At 48.9% G+C, this 14,223-nt stretch carries 16 protein-coding genes; 13 read left to right on the forward strand and 3 right to left on the reverse strand.

Going from position 1 to position 14,223, the window contains the following annotated elements; all coding sequences use genetic code 11:
- Window positions 1-7: 7 nt before the first annotated feature.
- The 13 genes from rpoE (at window position 8) to pdxJ (ending at window position 11,451) form a co-directional block, all read left to right on the forward strand.
- Complete coding sequence (rpoE, locus tag AC4IE8_RS04190) at window positions 8-586, forward strand: RNA polymerase sigma factor RpoE (RefSeq protein ID WP_068993388.1); 579 nt, start codon at window positions 8-10, stop codon at window positions 584-586.
- 17 nt (window positions 587-603) lie between these two features.
- A complete protein-coding gene (locus tag AC4IE8_RS04195) occupies window positions 604-1,179 on the forward strand; it encodes a sigma-E factor negative regulatory protein (RefSeq protein ID WP_068993385.1) in 576 nt (191 codons plus the stop codon).
- A gap of 15 nt (window positions 1,180-1,194) precedes the next feature.
- Window positions 1,195-2,187 carry a MucB/RseB C-terminal domain-containing protein gene (locus AC4IE8_RS04200; protein ID WP_068993382.1) on the forward strand — a complete coding sequence of 331 codons (993 nt, stop codon included), beginning with the start codon at window positions 1,195-1,197 and terminating at the stop codon, window positions 2,185-2,187.
- Entirely contained in the window at window positions 2,180-2,650 is a 471-nt protein-coding gene (locus tag AC4IE8_RS04205; RefSeq protein WP_068993379.1) for a SoxR reducing system RseC family protein, read from the forward strand. Before AC4IE8_RS04200 ends, AC4IE8_RS04205 begins: the two co-directional genes overlap by 8 nt.
- Before the next feature lie 60 nt (window positions 2,651-2,710).
- Window positions 2,711-4,150 carry a DegQ family serine endoprotease gene (locus AC4IE8_RS04210; protein ID WP_068993377.1) on the forward strand — a complete coding sequence of 480 codons (1,440 nt, stop codon included), beginning with the start codon at window positions 2,711-2,713 and terminating at the stop codon, window positions 4,148-4,150.
- Window positions 4,143-4,385: a glutaredoxin family protein gene (locus tag AC4IE8_RS04215; protein WP_068993372.1), complete on the forward strand. Its 243-nt coding sequence runs from the start codon at window positions 4,143-4,145 to the stop codon at window positions 4,383-4,385. The genes AC4IE8_RS04210 and AC4IE8_RS04215 overlap by 8 nt, the downstream gene beginning before the upstream one ends.
- 94 nt (window positions 4,386-4,479) lie before the next feature.
- Complete coding sequence (gene lepA / locus AC4IE8_RS04220) at window positions 4,480-6,285, forward strand: translation elongation factor 4 (RefSeq protein ID WP_068993370.1); 1,806 nt, start codon at window positions 4,480-4,482, stop codon at window positions 6,283-6,285.
- A 62-nt stretch (window positions 6,286-6,347) separates the two neighbouring features.
- Window positions 6,348-7,196, forward strand: coding sequence for a signal peptidase I (lepB, locus tag AC4IE8_RS04225; RefSeq protein ID WP_068993368.1), 849 nt, complete (start codon window positions 6,348-6,350; stop codon window positions 7,194-7,196).
- Window positions 7,197-7,512: 316 nt separating this feature from the next.
- Window positions 7,513-7,887 (forward strand): DUF4845 domain-containing protein, encoded by a 375-nt coding sequence (locus tag AC4IE8_RS04230; RefSeq protein WP_068993365.1) that lies wholly within the window; start codon window positions 7,513-7,515, stop codon window positions 7,885-7,887.
- Entirely contained in the window at window positions 7,884-8,561 is a 678-nt protein-coding gene (rnc, locus tag AC4IE8_RS04235) for a ribonuclease III (protein ID WP_068993362.1), read from the forward strand. Before AC4IE8_RS04230 ends, rnc begins: the two co-directional genes overlap by 4 nt.
- Window positions 8,554-9,453 carry a GTPase Era gene (gene era / locus AC4IE8_RS04240; protein WP_068993358.1) on the forward strand — a complete coding sequence of 300 codons (900 nt, stop codon included), beginning with the start codon at window positions 8,554-8,556 and terminating at the stop codon, window positions 9,451-9,453. The genes rnc and era overlap by 8 nt, the downstream gene beginning before the upstream one ends.
- Window positions 9,454-9,792: 339 nt before the next feature.
- The gene (recO, locus tag AC4IE8_RS04245; RefSeq protein WP_068993356.1) at window positions 9,793-10,503 is read left to right on the forward strand and encodes a DNA repair protein RecO; all 711 of its coding nucleotides are present in this window, start codon (window positions 9,793-9,795) and stop codon (window positions 10,501-10,503) included.
- 219 nt (window positions 10,504-10,722) lie between these two features.
- Window positions 10,723-11,451, forward strand: a complete 729-nt coding sequence (gene pdxJ, locus AC4IE8_RS04250; protein ID WP_068994256.1) for a pyridoxine 5'-phosphate synthase — start codon at window positions 10,723-10,725, stop codon at window positions 11,449-11,451.
- A gap of 61 nt (window positions 11,452-11,512) precedes the next feature.
- Here the strand turns inward: pdxJ and AC4IE8_RS04255 are convergent, their stop codons facing one another.
- The 3 genes from AC4IE8_RS04255 to AC4IE8_RS04265 all read right to left on the reverse strand — a co-directional run bounded on the left by AC4IE8_RS04255 (window position 11,513) and on the right by AC4IE8_RS04265 (window position 13,876).
- Entirely contained in the window at window positions 11,513-12,502 is a 990-nt protein-coding gene (locus AC4IE8_RS04255) for a TIGR00341 family protein (protein ID WP_068993353.1), read from the reverse strand.
- A gap of 44 nt (window positions 12,503-12,546) precedes the next feature.
- A complete protein-coding gene (locus AC4IE8_RS04260; protein ID WP_490790401.1) occupies window positions 12,547-13,287 on the reverse strand; it encodes a class I SAM-dependent methyltransferase in 741 nt (246 codons plus the stop codon).
- A gap of 160 nt (window positions 13,288-13,447) precedes the next feature.
- Window positions 13,448-13,876, reverse strand: a complete 429-nt coding sequence (locus AC4IE8_RS04265; RefSeq protein ID WP_068993347.1) for a CBS domain-containing protein — start codon at window positions 13,874-13,876, stop codon at window positions 13,448-13,450.
- Window positions 13,877-14,223 lie beyond the last annotated feature (347 nt).

Below are 14,223 nucleotides of genomic sequence, written 5' to 3' on the forward strand. Positions count from 1 at the left end.
AGCCCGGATGGGCGAGCGGTTAATTGATCAGGAACTCGTAGCTCGAGTTCAACAGGGTGACAAAAAGGCGTTTGACCTGCTGGTATTGAAATATCAGCAGAAAATCACCAATCTGATCTCCCGCTATATCCGAGATCCTCATGAGGTGCTGGATGTGACCCAGGAAGCCTTTATCAAGGCCTATCGGGCCATACCCAAGTTTCGGGGTGACAGTGCTTTTTATACATGGCTCTATCGAATAGCCATCAATACAGCGAAGAACTACCTCGTAGCCCAGGGACGACGCCCCCCTTCAGATGATGTGGAGGCAGAAGTGGCTGAACAAATGGATGTCGGTGTGCGTCTAAAGGAGACAGGTACACCGGAAAATCATGTATTGACTGAAGAGATTACCATGACGGTTCAGCAGGCGATCGATGATCTGCCTGAAGATCTGAGAACCGCCATTGTACTGAGAGAGCTGGAAGGCATGAGTTATGAAGAGATCGCCAATGCCATGTCCTGTCCTGTAGGTACGGTTCGCTCCCGAATATTCAGGGCGCGTGAGGCGATTGATAAAAGACTGAGCCCATTATTAAAACCTTAAAATCAGGCATAGCACAAATGACTGAGCAAGAGTACGAAAGATTATCCGCGCTGGTTGATAATGAGATTTCAGAAGAAGAAATCTCTATGGAAATTAATAAGTTGTCGAATAATAAGGTGAACCGGGATACCTGGTCCAGGTACCATTTGATCGGTGATGCCATGCGTGGTGAGACAGGCTCACTGTACAACCCGGATCTGGCACAGGCGATCAGCAAGCAACTGGAAGATGAGCCGGTCGTGCTCGCTCCGGCAGCAATCAAACGTCGTCCAGGTTTGAAGAAGCGTTCCTATACCGGATTGGCTGTCGCTGCCTCTTTAGCCGCTGTCGCGGTGGTGATGGCCCCACAGTTGATCAATCCGGAGGGATCCGAAGCACCACCGGCGAATATCGCCGCTACTCAGGTGCCTGCAACAGAGACCCTCTATGTCACGGAAGACGGCACTCGCTGGGAGCTGCTGAAAAAACCCGAAGTGGAATCACGGCTTAACGCCTATCTGGTCAATCATCAGGAAAGGTCACCGTCGAGCAACATCAAAGGGATCATGCCCTTTGCCACGTTCGTCAGTTACGATGAAAACAAACAAAAATAAGATTGAGCTGAACGGATGAATTTTTCCTCTTCCAGAGCTGCTTTGAGACAATATTGGATCGGTTTTCTTCTGTTGCTGCTCTGCAGCCAGCCAATTTTCGCCGCTGAACAGCTCACTCCCAGGGATTGGCTTGAGCGAATGATGGAGGCGGTGCAAAAGCTGAACTACCAAGGAACCTTTGTCTATCTGCATGACAATCAACTGGAAATCATGAAAATCGCCCACGCGGTGAACGGGGACAAGGTCAGAGAGAGCCTGATGTCCCTGAATGGTGCACCCCGTGAAGTGATTCGTGATGAAGAGTCGGTAACCTGTGTCATGCCTGGCAGTAATGAAGTGTCAGTGGACAAGCGCTCCCCAAGTAAGAAATTTCTCAATATTCTGCCTCAGGATCTGGCTCAACTTGAGGATCACTACAGTTTTCGCATGAGCGGAAAAGACCGAATTGCCAATCGCCAGGCTCAGGTGGTAGTGATCATGCCCAATGACCGGCTTCGCTACGGCTATCGTTTCTATCTGGATCTGGAGAGCGGCCTACCGCTCAAGTCGGATTTGATCAACGAGCATAGTGAAGCGGTGGAGCAGACCATGTTCACCGATCTGGAGATCGGTGTTGCTGAGATCAGTGAACTGCACCAGAGAGAGTCGTTGTTCACCTACCGGCTGAAAAATAATGAAGGCACCAGTCTCTCCAATGAGGCAGACAGTCGATGGGATTTTCTCAAGCTTCCTGCCGGATTCACATTGAATATGCAGCACCAGCTGCATGATCCGATGCTGAGTGCGCCAATCGAACAGTATGTGTTCAGTGACGGATTGGGTTCACTCTCTGTGTTTATCGAAGCGGAAACACGCAGCGAAGCCTTCAGCGGTGTATCCAGATTGGGTGCGATCAACGCCTGGGGTGGTCAGATTGCCGGCTACCAGGTGACTGCAGTGGGCGAAGTACCCGCAGTCACCATACTGGGTGTGGTTCAAGGGATGAAGCTGAAGGGCTCGAATGATTGAAGAGACCGCAATGGTCGTGCGTATTGAAGGTGAGTACGCATTTGTCGAGACGGAGAAGCGAGCCGCCTGTGGATCCTGCGAGAGCCAGGGAAGCTGTAGCACCAGTGTTCTTGCCGGTTTGTTCAAGCGTCGTTATAACCACCTGAGAGTAGTGAATACCGTATTGGCGAAACCCGGTGAGCAGGTGATTATCGGTTTGCAGGAACAGGCTCTGTTGAAACTCTCCATGCTGGCCTATCTGCTTCCATTGATCCTCATGATTCTGGCAGCCATTGTTGCTCAATATCTGTTTGGTTTGTTTAACATCCAGTCAGGGGAACTCCCGCAAGTTATCGGTGGTCTATTGGGGCTGATTGGCGGGTTTTTTCTGTTGAGACTACTTGCATATAAAAATCGACATGACCCAGGTTATCAGGCGGTGATACTGCGCCATGCAGATAGAATCTCTGTGCCTTTTGTCTGAGACTCTATTCACCTCATACCTGTTGTCGGTCGATCCCTCTTTCCTCCAGGAGTTGTTTCAATGAGAGACAAGAAATTTCAATTTATCATGCTAGCGGCAATGGCAGTGGTACTGCTGACATCGTTCCCTCTGATGGCGCGCGACCTGCCGAACTTTGCAGATCTTGCAGAGCATAACGCCCCCTCTGTGGTCAATATCAGCACCAGAACCTCTTCATCCAGAAATCAGATGTCACCCTTCAATATGCCCGAATTGGAAGGCTTGCCCGAAGGCAGCCCTTTAGGTGAGCTGATGAAAAAGTTTTTTGGCAATCATGGATATCGGATGCCGGAAAATGATGTGGAAAAGCGCTCTCTCGGATCTGGATTCATCATTTCAGAGGATGGCTATATTCTGACCAACAATCATGTTGTGGAAGAGGCTGACGAAATCCTTGTGCGGATGAACGACCGACGAGAGTTTGTTGCTGATGTTATCGGCAAAGACGAACGCAGCGACATTGCGTTAATCAAAATTAATGCAGATGATCTGCCAATGGTTGAAATCGGTGACTCTGATGGGTTGAGAGTCGGTGAGTGGGTGTTGGCAATCGGTTCACCCTTCGGCTTTGATCATTCAGTGACCGCCGGTATTGTCAGCGCAAAGGGAAGAAACCTGCCGACTGAGAACTATGTGCCCTTCATTCAAACCGACGTAGCCATCAATCCCGGCAACTCCGGTGGCCCACTGTTTAACATGGAAGGTGAAGTGGTTGGAATCAACTCCCAGATATACAGCCGCTCAGGCGGGTTCATGGGGCTATCTTTCGCCATCCCCATCGAGATGGCGATGAATGTTGCAGACCAGTTAAAGACCCGTGGGCGGGTTACCCGTGGTTGGTTGGGGGTGTTGATTCAGGATGTCACCAAGGATCTTGCCGACAGTTTTGGCATGAATCATCCCCGGGGCGCATTGATTGCCCGGGTTCTGCCCCAAAGTCCATCGGAAAAAGCGGGGCTTCAAGTGGGTGATGTGATTCTGTCATTCAATGGTACCCCGATACACAGCTCATCAGAGTTACCTCCCTTGGTTGGGCGTAGCAATGTGGATAAGCCAGCCACACTGAAGATTCTGAGGAAGGGAAGAACCAAAATGGTGGATGTCAATATTGGTGAATTACCCTCCGATGATCAGTTGGAAATGGCCGAAAATACGCCACCTAAAGTATCTGAAAACCGTTTGGGAATGATGGTTTCTAGCGTCAGTGAGCAAGTTCAGAAGGAGTTGGGTCTGTCATCTCGACGAGGTGTCATGGTTGAGTCGGTAACCGGTAAGGCTGCCCGTGAGGCTGGAATCCAGCAGGGCGACATTATTACGATGATCAATAATATGGATGTGGAGGGAGTGGAGCACTTTAACCGTTTGGTCAAGGAGCTACCCGGGGAGAAAACTGTCGCCTTGCTTGTGCACCGCAATACAGGGCCGATTTTTCTTGCCCTGCATGTACCGGAAAATGATTGAGCTGAAATTCTATCATCGGCAAGGATGCCACCTTTGTGATGAGATGTGGGACGAACTTTCAAGCGTGAATGGATTGGAGAAAATTGTCCTGGTGAAGGTTGATATCGATCGCGACTCCGATATCAAAACGGAGTATGGGCTGCGAATTCCCTGTCTGGAGGGGCCGGATGGTATCTCACTGAGTGAACACTATCTCGATCAATCCAGGCTTCTGAGCTATTTGCGCGACGTATGATTTGGTATCATCTCTCCTTTTGTGGCAACACGTTTACGTTGAAGCGCCCCGAAACGGGGCGTTTCTTGTTTTTTCAGTGACAAATCAGGGCTTTATGGCTGACCTTCAACACATCCGAAACTTTTCCATTATTGCCCATATCGATCATGGCAAATCCACCATAGCCGATCGGTTCATCCAGACCTGTGGTGGTCTGAGCGACCGGGAGATGGGTGACCAGGTGTGTGACTCCATGGAATTGGAGCGGGAACGGGGCATCACCATCAAAGCCCAAAGCGTCACCCTGGAATACCAGGCTAAAGACGGAATCACCTACCAGCTCAACTTCATTGATACGCCTGGTCATGTGGATTTCTCCTACGAGGTTTCCCGCTCCCTGGCGGCCTGTGAAGGGGCGCTGCTGGTGGTGGATGCGGCGCAGGGCGTTGAGGCCCAGAGTGTGGCAAATTGCTATACCGCGATCGAGCAGGGGCTGGAAGTGCTGCCGGTACTCAACAAAATCGATCTCCCATCGGCGGAACCGGAACGGGTAATCAATGAAATTGAAGAGATTATCGGTATCGAGGCCGATCAGGCAGTCCATGTAAGCGCCAAGACCGGTTTGGGCATCGAGTCGCTGTTGGAGCAACTGGTTGTCACGATCCCCCCTCCGGCCGGTGACTATGGAGCACCGCTGCAGGCGCTGATCATCGATTCCTGGTTTGATTCTTATGTCGGGGTCATATCACTGATCAGGGTGATGAACGGTGAGATCAAGCCGAAAGACAAGATGCGGATTATGTCTACCGGGCGGGTTTTCCAGGTTGAGCAGGTTGGCGTGTTCACCCCCAAACAGCTCAGTCAACCCTCATTGAAAGCGGGAGAAGTTGGCTACCTGATCGCCGGTATCAAAGAGGTCGATGGCGCGCCCGTCGGCGATACCATCACCTTGGAAAACCGCCAAGCCGATCAGCCTCTGCCGGGATTCGAAGAGATGCATCCACGGGTTTTCTCGGGACTCTATCCAGTCAGCTCCGATGACTATGAGGGTCTGCGGGATGCTTTGCAGAAACTGCGCCTCAATGATGCGGCACTGCACTATGAGCCGGAGACTTCTCAGGCCTTGGGATTTGGATTCCGCTGCGGATTCCTCGGCATGCTGCATATGGAGATTGTTCAGGAACGGCTCGAACGGGAGTACGACCTGGATCTGATCACAACTGCACCTTCTGTGGTTTACGAAGTGCTGAAAAGTGACGGGGAACTCATACATATTGAAAATCCAGCAGCACTGCCTGATCCCGGTAAATTGGAAGAGGTCCGCGAACCGATCATCGTTGCAACCATCCTGGTGCCGCAAGAGTATCTGGGTAACGTGATTACACTTTGTATTGAGAAGCGCGGAGCACAGAAAAATCTGCAATACCTGGCCGGACAGGTGCAGTTAAGTTATGAGTTGCCGATGAATGAAGTGGTACTCGACTTTTTTGATCGTTTGAAGTCGGTCAGTCGAGGCTATGCTTCATTTGAGTATGAGTTTACCCATTTTCAGGCCGCTCCGCTGGTCAAGCTCGATATTTTGATCAATGGTGATCGAGTGGATGCCCTGTCGCTGATTGTGCATAAGGATCAGGCTCAGTTCAGAGGGCGGGATCTGACCTCGAAGATGAAAGAGATCATCCCAAGGCAGATGTTCGAGGTGGCCATCCAGGCCGCGATCGGTACCAAGATTATTGCTCGTACCACGGTCAAGGCACTGAGAAAGAATGTTACTGCCAAATGTTATGGTGGTGATATTACACGAAAGCGTAAACTGCTGGAGAAGCAGAAAGCTGGTAAAAAACGCATGAAGCAGGTTGGTAAGGTGGAGATACCGCAAGACGCCTTTCTCGCTGTGCTTCAGGTCGGCAAGGATAATTAGTGTCAACAGGCCCTGACAGACGCAAGTTGCCTATACAACACAGGAGAGGACGCAGTTAAACCATGAATTTCGATTTTCCAACTTTTCTTGTTGTCGCCAGCGCAGTGACAGGCGGCATCTGGCTATTGGATAGCATATTCTTTGCCAACAAACGAAGTGCAATGGCTCCGGATGTGGGTGAAGAGGCCGATGATTCAAGCCAGCTGGTTAGAAAAGAGCCATTACTGGTTGAGTACTCTAAATCCTTCTTCCCGGTTATATTTGCCGTACTCATTTTACGCTCTTTCCTGGTAGAGCCTTTTCGTATTCCCTCTGGCTCCATGATGCCGACCCTGCTGGTTGGTGACTTCATACTGGTGAATAAATTCAGTTACGGTATTCGACTGCCCGTTTTGAATAAAAAAGTGGTCGATCTGGGTGATCCTCAACGAGGGGATCCGGTCGTCTTCCGTTATCCGAAACAACCCTGGATTGACTATATTAAACGGGTAGTGGCTGTTCCTGGCGACAAGCTCTACTATCGTAATAAGACCCTTTTCGTCAATGGTGAGCCGATGAAACAGATGCTGTTGGGTCAGTACACCGGTGTAGGGAGTGGCTCCCGTATGACCGGTGCGGTCATGGCGGTCGAGGATCTCGATGGGATAGAACACAACATTCTGATCAATCCACTGGCACCCGATCTGCCAATGGGGTGTCAGGTACTGAGACAAGGACCGATAACGGTTCCTGAAGGGCAGTATTTTGTCATGGGTGACAACCGTGACAATAGTAATGACAGTCGCTGCTGGGGCTTTGTACCCGATGAGAATCTTGTTGGTAAAGCGTTTGGTATCTGGATGAACTGGGATTCCAATATCAATGGTTTTCCACCAATAGCCTGGGAGAGAATTGGAAAAGGCATCGACTAGATAGCCAGATCTCTGATGTTTTAGCCAATGTTGTTGTAATTGAGGCCTAGCTAAGAAAGTTATAGAGAATCTTTAGATTGGGTTTTCGATCAAGAAGGCATAATTCCTTTATAAGGCTAGGATAGTGTTAATGTACTGAGAGGGAAACAATCCTAATTTAGGATCACCATCTTGGTTATGATATTTGAATTATTTAACTTACACATCACAAGTGAAGGTTTCTGCCAACTTAACAGTTGCAGCAGGTGGATAGTACAATCTAGTACTAAGCTAAAAGAACTTAATTGATCAGTATGGTTTATTTGAGGAAGTAGATATGCAATCCATTAAAAAGCAGCGTGGTCTTACATTCATCAGTTGGCTGGTTATTTTAATCGTTGCAGGGTTTCTGGTGATGGTGGGTATCAAGGTTACTCCGGTATACATTGATCACTTTGCTGTTAAATCAGCACTCGAATCGGTCAAGAATGAACCGTTTGCTGAACGGAAGTCTAAGGTAGAATTACGCAATATGGTATTGAAGCGCCTCGATATCAATAGTATACGCCATGTGACCAAGGAACATATCAAGGTTAAGAGAGACACTGGTTCAAGGATTATCAATGTTTCCTATGAGGTTCGTCGACATATTGCTTATAACGCTGCCCTTGTCATGACGTTTGATGAAACGGTTGAGCTAACATCGAATTGAAGGCCGACATCAACAAATTTTGCCGTGATCTGGGTTATACCTTCAATCAGCAAGAGCTGATTGAACAGGCTTTGACGCACAGAAGTGCCGGTGGAAAAAACAATGAACGCCTTGAGTATCTGGGTGATTCCATTCTGGGATTTGTGATTGCAGACGCGCTCTTTAATCATTTTTCCAAGGCCAGTGAAGGGCAATTAAGTCGGCTTCGCTCCGTGTTGGTTAAACGGGATACACTCGCCCAGGTCGCAAGGGAGTTCAAACTTGGGGATTATCTGAAACTCGGGCAGGGTGAACTGCGCAGTGGCGGTCAAAGCAGGGATTCCATTTTAGCAGACAGTTTTGAAGCGGTTTTGGCAGCAGTCTATCTTGATGGTGGATATGAAGCGACCCGCTCAGTAATTCTGAAAATATTCACACCCCGGTTGATTGCACTGAGTCCGGAAAACCAGCAGAAAGACCCTAAAACCCAACTGCAAGAGTATCTCCAGGCAAAAAAGGTTTCACTGCCCAGCTACACAATTTTGGATGTCAGCGGAGATCCTCATACCCAGCATTTCAAGGTTGAGTGCGTTGTAGAAGATCTTCAGAAGAAGAGTAAGGGTGAGGGACACAGTCGAAGAAAGGCGGAGCAGGATGCCGCATCCCAAATGTTGTCGGATCTGAATAATGAGTAAGCGGAAAAATCATTGTGGTTATGCTGCGATTGTCGGGCGGCCAAACGTTGGTAAATCAACCCTGTTGAACCAGATCCTCGGTGTCAGGCTGGCAATCACTTCACATAAAGCACAAACCACAAGGCATAGTGTTTTAGGGGTCAACAGTCTGGAAGGGGGGCAGATAATCTATGTCGATACCCCGGGTATCCACCAGCGTAGTGATAATGCCATGAATCGCTACCTCAACCGTACGGCCCAATCGGTACTGACGGGTGTTGATCTGCTGATCTTTGTGGTCGAGGCATTGCGCTGGACTGAGGAGGATGACAAGGTACTCGGTCTGATCAAGGAGAGTAAAATACCAGCGATAGCGGTTGTCAACAAAGTGGATCTGGTTAAAAAGAAAGAGGCATTGTTACCCTATCTGTCTAAACTCTCTACGAGTTATGAGTTTCTGGAAATTGTTCCTCTGTCTGCGAAAAAAGGTAAAAATCTTGCTGCTTTGGAAGGGCTGGTATTAAATGCGCTTCCTGAGGCTGAAAATGTCTATCCTGATGACCAGCTAACCGATCGCCCCGAAAAGTTCTTTGCCGCGGAAATGATCAGGGAACAGATCACCAGACGCTATGCCAAGGAGTTACCTTATGCTGTCTCCGTGGAGATAGAACGTTTCGAGGAACAGCAGAGTCTGTATCGGATCAATGCAGTGATCTGGGTAGAAAAGCCCGGTCAAAAGGGCATCATCATCGGCAAAGATGGACAGGCATTGAAAGAGGTAGCGGTACAAGCCAGAAAAGCGATGCAAGCTTTTTTCGATTGTAAGGTTCATCTTGAACTTTGGGTTAAAGTAAAAAAGAGCTGGTCGAGTGACGAAGCGGCTTTAGTCCGACTTGGATATGGTGAGCAGTGAAACCATCCAACCTAGGGCCTGTTATCACTAATCCAATAGGCCCTGTTGTGCCTGAAAAAGCACCGATCAGGCTTGAGGAGCGTAGTTTGGTTGTTCCAAATGAGTGACGAGCAACACCGAGTGGCACTTTTTCAGGCGCAACCCTCCATATTGAGTTTGAAGAGGTGGCTGGGGCTGTTTTCGCGCCCAGCGGCGCTATCATTCGCTCATGTAGCCGGGCTTCACCACGCGCATTCTGCCTTGCTGGACACAAAAACAGTTTCAGCAGGGCGTATTGGATTAGTGTTAACAAGCCCTAGAAAACTGACTGCTACAACCATTTAGATTGAGACATCACAGATGTCCCGTATCAACTTTATACCAGCCTATGTTTTGCACAGACGTGACTATCAGAATTCCAGTCTGCTGGTGGAATTATTCACACCAAATGAGGGACGTCTTCCAGCGATTGCCAAAGGTGCTAAATCAGGACGTTCCAGCAAGGCAATTCTATTGCAACCCTTCCTGCCTCTCAGAGTTTCGCTCAGTGGGCGTGGAGAGATAAAAAGCCTGCTCGAAGCAGAACAGAATGGCCAGCCATTCAAACTGACTGGCGACCGTCTCTATTGCGGTTTTTACCTGAATGAACTGATTGTGAGATTGATCGAAAGGGGGGATCCGTTTCCATCGCTCTTTGTTCACTATTGTCAGAATCTTGCACAACTGGCTTCAGATGAGCCTATCGGTCAGATACTGAGACAATTTGAACTACTGCTACTAACAGAGCTTGGTTATGGTTTGTTACTGGATCACACGGCGGATAGTGGGGAACCCATAAGAGAGGAGCTGCTCTATCACTATCTCATTGAAGTGGGGCCCGTAGTATCGTCATCTGACAGTTCCGGGATGAAGATTCATGGCAGCACCCTGATTGGTTTACATCATGGTAAATCATTGTCAAAACAGTCTGCTAATGAGGCAAAACAGTTGATGCGTTTTGTACTCTCCCATTACCTGGGAGACAAGCCGTTGAAAAGCCGGGAGCTGTTTGCCGGACCAACGGGTGGATGAGTTTGCCTGATTATGGCAACTGACGTTCAAATAAACTCGACCAACTTATAGAATAGTTGTTATTAACATTCTTCATTGGACTACAGATAAACTCTCGATGAAGATGTCTGAGAAGTTAGGCAAACAGGTGTAAAATAGATATATTTACACCACGAATTGATTTGGCGGGTTGATAACCTGCAATGGGGTTCTGTTACCTATGAATCCAAAGGTAAGGGTATGACAAATAATGTAATGTTACTTGGGGTCAATATTGACCATGTGGCGACCTTGCGTCAGGCTCGGGGTACCCGCTATCCGGAGCCGGTGCAGGCTGCACTGACTGCAGAACAGGCCGGAGCCGATGCAATAACACTACATCTGCGTGAAGACAGACGTCATATTCAGGATCGGGATGTGGAGATACTCTCCGATCTCTTACAGACAAGGATGAACCTGGAGATGGCGGCAACCTCGGAAATGGCTGCCATTGCCACCCGGTTTCAACCCCATGATTGTTGCCTGGTACCTGAGAAACGTGAAGAGCTGACCACCGAAGGTGGTCTTGATGTGGCATCCAAACTCGAATACATGACCGATTACTGCACGGAATTAAAAGAGGCGGGGATCCGGGTATCACTCTTCATCGACGCAGATTTGAAACAGCTGGATGCTGCCAAGGCATCCGGTGCGCCGGTGGTGGAGATCCATACCGGTCACTACGCTGAAGCAACCAGTGAAACAGCGCGCCAAGCTGAATTGAAGCGAATTGTCGATGCCGTAGCCTATGGCAAAGGCCTCGGACTCCAAGTGAATGCTGGGCATGGACTTGATTACCACAATGTGGCGTCAATTGTGGAAATTGAAGGAATCAGAGAGTTGAATATCGGACACTCCATCGTTTGCCGGGCGCTCTTCACCGGATTAGACCAGGCGGTCCGTGAAATGAAAGCCTTGATGAGCCGATAGCCTGGGACACCAACTTACCAACGGCCTGTCGAGTTTAGTGGCAGGATATCTGGGTTAACAGTCATAGCGGGCCCTCAATGTGTGGACGGGCCACAATTGCCAGTACTACCAATGCAAGGGTGATTGCCCATACCACCAAATAGATGGACATAGCACGTTTCGCCTTGGCTTTTTCAGCCCAGCTGCGAGGTTGAATACCTTTAAACAGAAACAGCAGTTTGGCAGACAAGTTCACACAGACGATATTGGCAACGAGTAACAATCCTGCACCCATTGCCAGGTCGACTCTAGCATGACCCAAGGTTAAGCCTAATGCTGCAGCCGGTGGAAGCAATGCCACCGCAACCATCACTCCCACCAAGACGCTGGGCAGGCCACTGGTCAGGGAGAGTGCAGCTGCGGCACCTGAAGCCAGTGCCAGAGCCAGCGAGTCGAGGCCCACTTCAGTGCGGGCCAACAGCTCTGGACTGTTCAGCTCGAACGGCCAGAGTAGGCCGATGATGTAAGCAAGAAAAATGGCAATGAATATTCCCGAAAGCAATGTTTTCAGGGATTTCTTCATCAAGTGCATATCCCCGAGGGCCGTTCCCAGGCCAAACGCCAGATTTGGGCCCAACAGGGGAGCGATCACCATGGCGCCAATCACAACCGCAACATTGTTTTTCACCAAACCGATGGCTGCTACCAATGTGGAAAGTATGACAAGAATGATGAAATTACTGTCCAGATGGGTATTCTTGTCCACATTGGCATACATCGATTCTCTCGATGAAATGGCTTTATCTTGATCTTTTTCCTTTTCACTCGTTGGCTGAGGCAGTGTGGCGTCGATCGGGAAAACGATAATCCGCGCTGTGGATTGTGCGCCGAGCACAGTCTGCAGTGCATCCAGTGCCGGCTGAACGTTCTCGTCCGTAAACAAAATACGTATCGCTTGTCGGCCATCTTCACCCTCTCGGCCGGTACGAAAGTCCCTTGCTTTGAATTTTTCAGCGATAGCCGTGATGGTATTTTCACTGCTTGATTTGGCAATAACTTCAATTAACTTCATTTCTGTTCCTGGCGGAAAAAAACAATTCTAACGCACAATTGAACTCACTCCGGCAACCAGATCAGTTGAGGAATAATGGTTTCTGCTTGGAGTTTTCCATACACAGGCAACGCCGCTTTCACATTCAGCTCGGAGGGCTCGGGAAATAGGCTGTTTGAGCAATAGAAAACAATATTTTGCTGCCTTAGAACATCGAGTAGAGTGACTTGTTCGAAAATTTGTCGTAACCGTACAAGCATGTTGACGATGTGTGATTCACTCTCAGCCAGGAAATTAATTGCGACCACGCCTTGAGGCAGTAGCGCACTGGTTAAGTTTTGCAAAAAAGCATCTGTTTCGATCGGATTAGGCTGGTTCAGAGGACAATGAATATCACAAATAATGAGATCAAACTGCTGTTGATTACCGTGAAGAAAAGATTCGGCTGACTGATTTCTGACAGGATAGCTGCTGTCAAGATAGAAGCATTCCTTGGATAGGATGATCATATCGACTTCCGGTTCTATCGATGTCACGGCAATATCTGGATGATGAGACGTCAAATAGCGCTCAATGGCACCTGAACCCAAGCCTAGATTCAACATTTTTGCAGGGTTATCTACAAACACCAGAGAGCATAACAGTGCTTTGATATAGTGCAGCACGGGATAACTGTGGTCTTCAGTAAAAAGCATGGACTGTACAGCGCCGTCGGCTGTGCAGATCCAGCGAAGAGAGTCGTATTCAAAGACTTCGCAGCTGTGCTGAACTGAGCAACTGATGCGGGTGGCCTGTTGCTGTGCCATCTTGAACCAGGCTAGATCGATAAAGGGTGGTGTATCACTGGGCATGGGACGGATTATGTCTGTCAATCAGGTATCGGGTCGCCAATACCTTAATTCTCCATGCACCGGGCTTCAAGTGTCACATCTCGTGATCCGCTTTCCTGCCAAATAGGGGGGGTTGTCAGCCATTGATATAGCTTACCAACTGTTCAATCATGAACTGTTGTTCCTCGATGATGGCTTTTACCAGGTCGCCGATTGAGATGATGCCGACCAGCTTGTCGTCTTTCATGACCGGCAGGTGGCGAACCCGTTTTTCGGTCATGATCGCCATACACTCCTCGATGCTTTGTTCGGGAGTAACCACTACAACCTGGCTGGTCATGATCTCCTTGACCTTGGTCTCTTTGGATGTGCGGCCATTCAAGATAATGCCCCGGGCATAATCCCGCTCTGAAAACAGTCCAGTCACTCTGTCTCCATCCATCACCAACAGTGAACCGATACCGTGTTCAGCCATGATCTCAAGTCCCCGAAAGACAGTCTCATTGGCATCGACGCTAAGGATATCGAATCCCTTGTTCTGTAACAGTTGATTTACGCTAGTCATTGATCTCTCCTTCAGGATTATTGTTATTCACATGAGATAGTGATTCACCGGGTAAATCTAACCGACCCTGGCCCGGTATTTAATCGGTAAGAATTTCTCTCAATAATAGAACAACATCCGCACTTCGGCTCTACAGAGGTCGATTTCCACACGAATACCCCGGAGACCAGTTCGCTGATTGGTCGATGCAGTAAGACGTACTTTAAATCGGATTGTGTGTATCAAGCATCGGCTTGTTACGGGCTCTGGCTGCCAAAAGGGGGTAACTTTTCTCTGCAGCCACGCTTTGCTCTGATGCGATTTTTACGTTCTGAGACCGAGCTCCATTGCGGGCGGAAGAATAACGC

The organism is Candidatus Thiodiazotropha sp. AKAK2 (genome assembly GCF_058244685.1).

Excerpts from the sequence above, each read along its gene's own strand:
- rpoE (WP_068993388.1), top strand. The coding sequence starts at position 8 with ATGGGCGAGCGGTTAATTGATCAGGAACTCGTAGCTCGAGTTCAACAG.
- AC4IE8_RS04200 (WP_068993382.1), top strand. The coding sequence starts at position 1,195 with ATGAATTTTTCCTCTTCCAGAGCTGCTTTGAGACAATATTGGATCGGT.
- AC4IE8_RS04195 (WP_068993385.1), top strand. The coding sequence starts at position 604 with ATGACTGAGCAAGAGTACGAAAGATTATCCGCGCTGGTTGATAATGAG.
- AC4IE8_RS04260 (WP_490790401.1), bottom strand. The coding sequence starts at position 13,287 with ATGGCACAGCAACAGGCCACCCGCATCAGTTGCTCAGTTCAGCACAGC.
- era (WP_068993358.1), top strand. The coding sequence starts at position 8,554 with ATGAGTAAGCGGAAAAATCATTGTGGTTATGCTGCGATTGTCGGGCGG.
- AC4IE8_RS04230 (WP_068993365.1), top strand. The coding sequence starts at position 7,513 with ATGCAATCCATTAAAAAGCAGCGTGGTCTTACATTCATCAGTTGGCTG.
- AC4IE8_RS04265 (WP_068993347.1), bottom strand. The coding sequence starts at position 13,876 with ATGACTAGCGTAAATCAACTGTTACAGAACAAGGGATTCGATATCCTT.
- AC4IE8_RS04255 (WP_068993353.1), bottom strand. The coding sequence starts at position 12,502 with ATGAAGTTAATTGAAGTTATTGCCAAATCAAGCAGTGAAAATACCATC.
- lepB (WP_068993368.1), top strand. The coding sequence starts at position 6,348 with ATGAATTTCGATTTTCCAACTTTTCTTGTTGTCGCCAGCGCAGTGACA.
- recO (WP_068993356.1), top strand. The coding sequence starts at position 9,793 with ATGTCCCGTATCAACTTTATACCAGCCTATGTTTTGCACAGACGTGAC.
- AC4IE8_RS04205 (WP_068993379.1), top strand. The coding sequence starts at position 2,180 with ATGATTGAAGAGACCGCAATGGTCGTGCGTATTGAAGGTGAGTACGCA.
- AC4IE8_RS04210 (WP_068993377.1), top strand. The coding sequence starts at position 2,711 with ATGAGAGACAAGAAATTTCAATTTATCATGCTAGCGGCAATGGCAGTG.
- pdxJ (WP_068994256.1), top strand. The coding sequence starts at position 10,723 with ATGACAAATAATGTAATGTTACTTGGGGTCAATATTGACCATGTGGCG.
- lepA (WP_068993370.1), top strand. The coding sequence starts at position 4,480 with ATGGCTGACCTTCAACACATCCGAAACTTTTCCATTATTGCCCATATC.
- AC4IE8_RS04215 (WP_068993372.1), top strand. The coding sequence starts at position 4,143 with ATGATTGAGCTGAAATTCTATCATCGGCAAGGATGCCACCTTTGTGAT.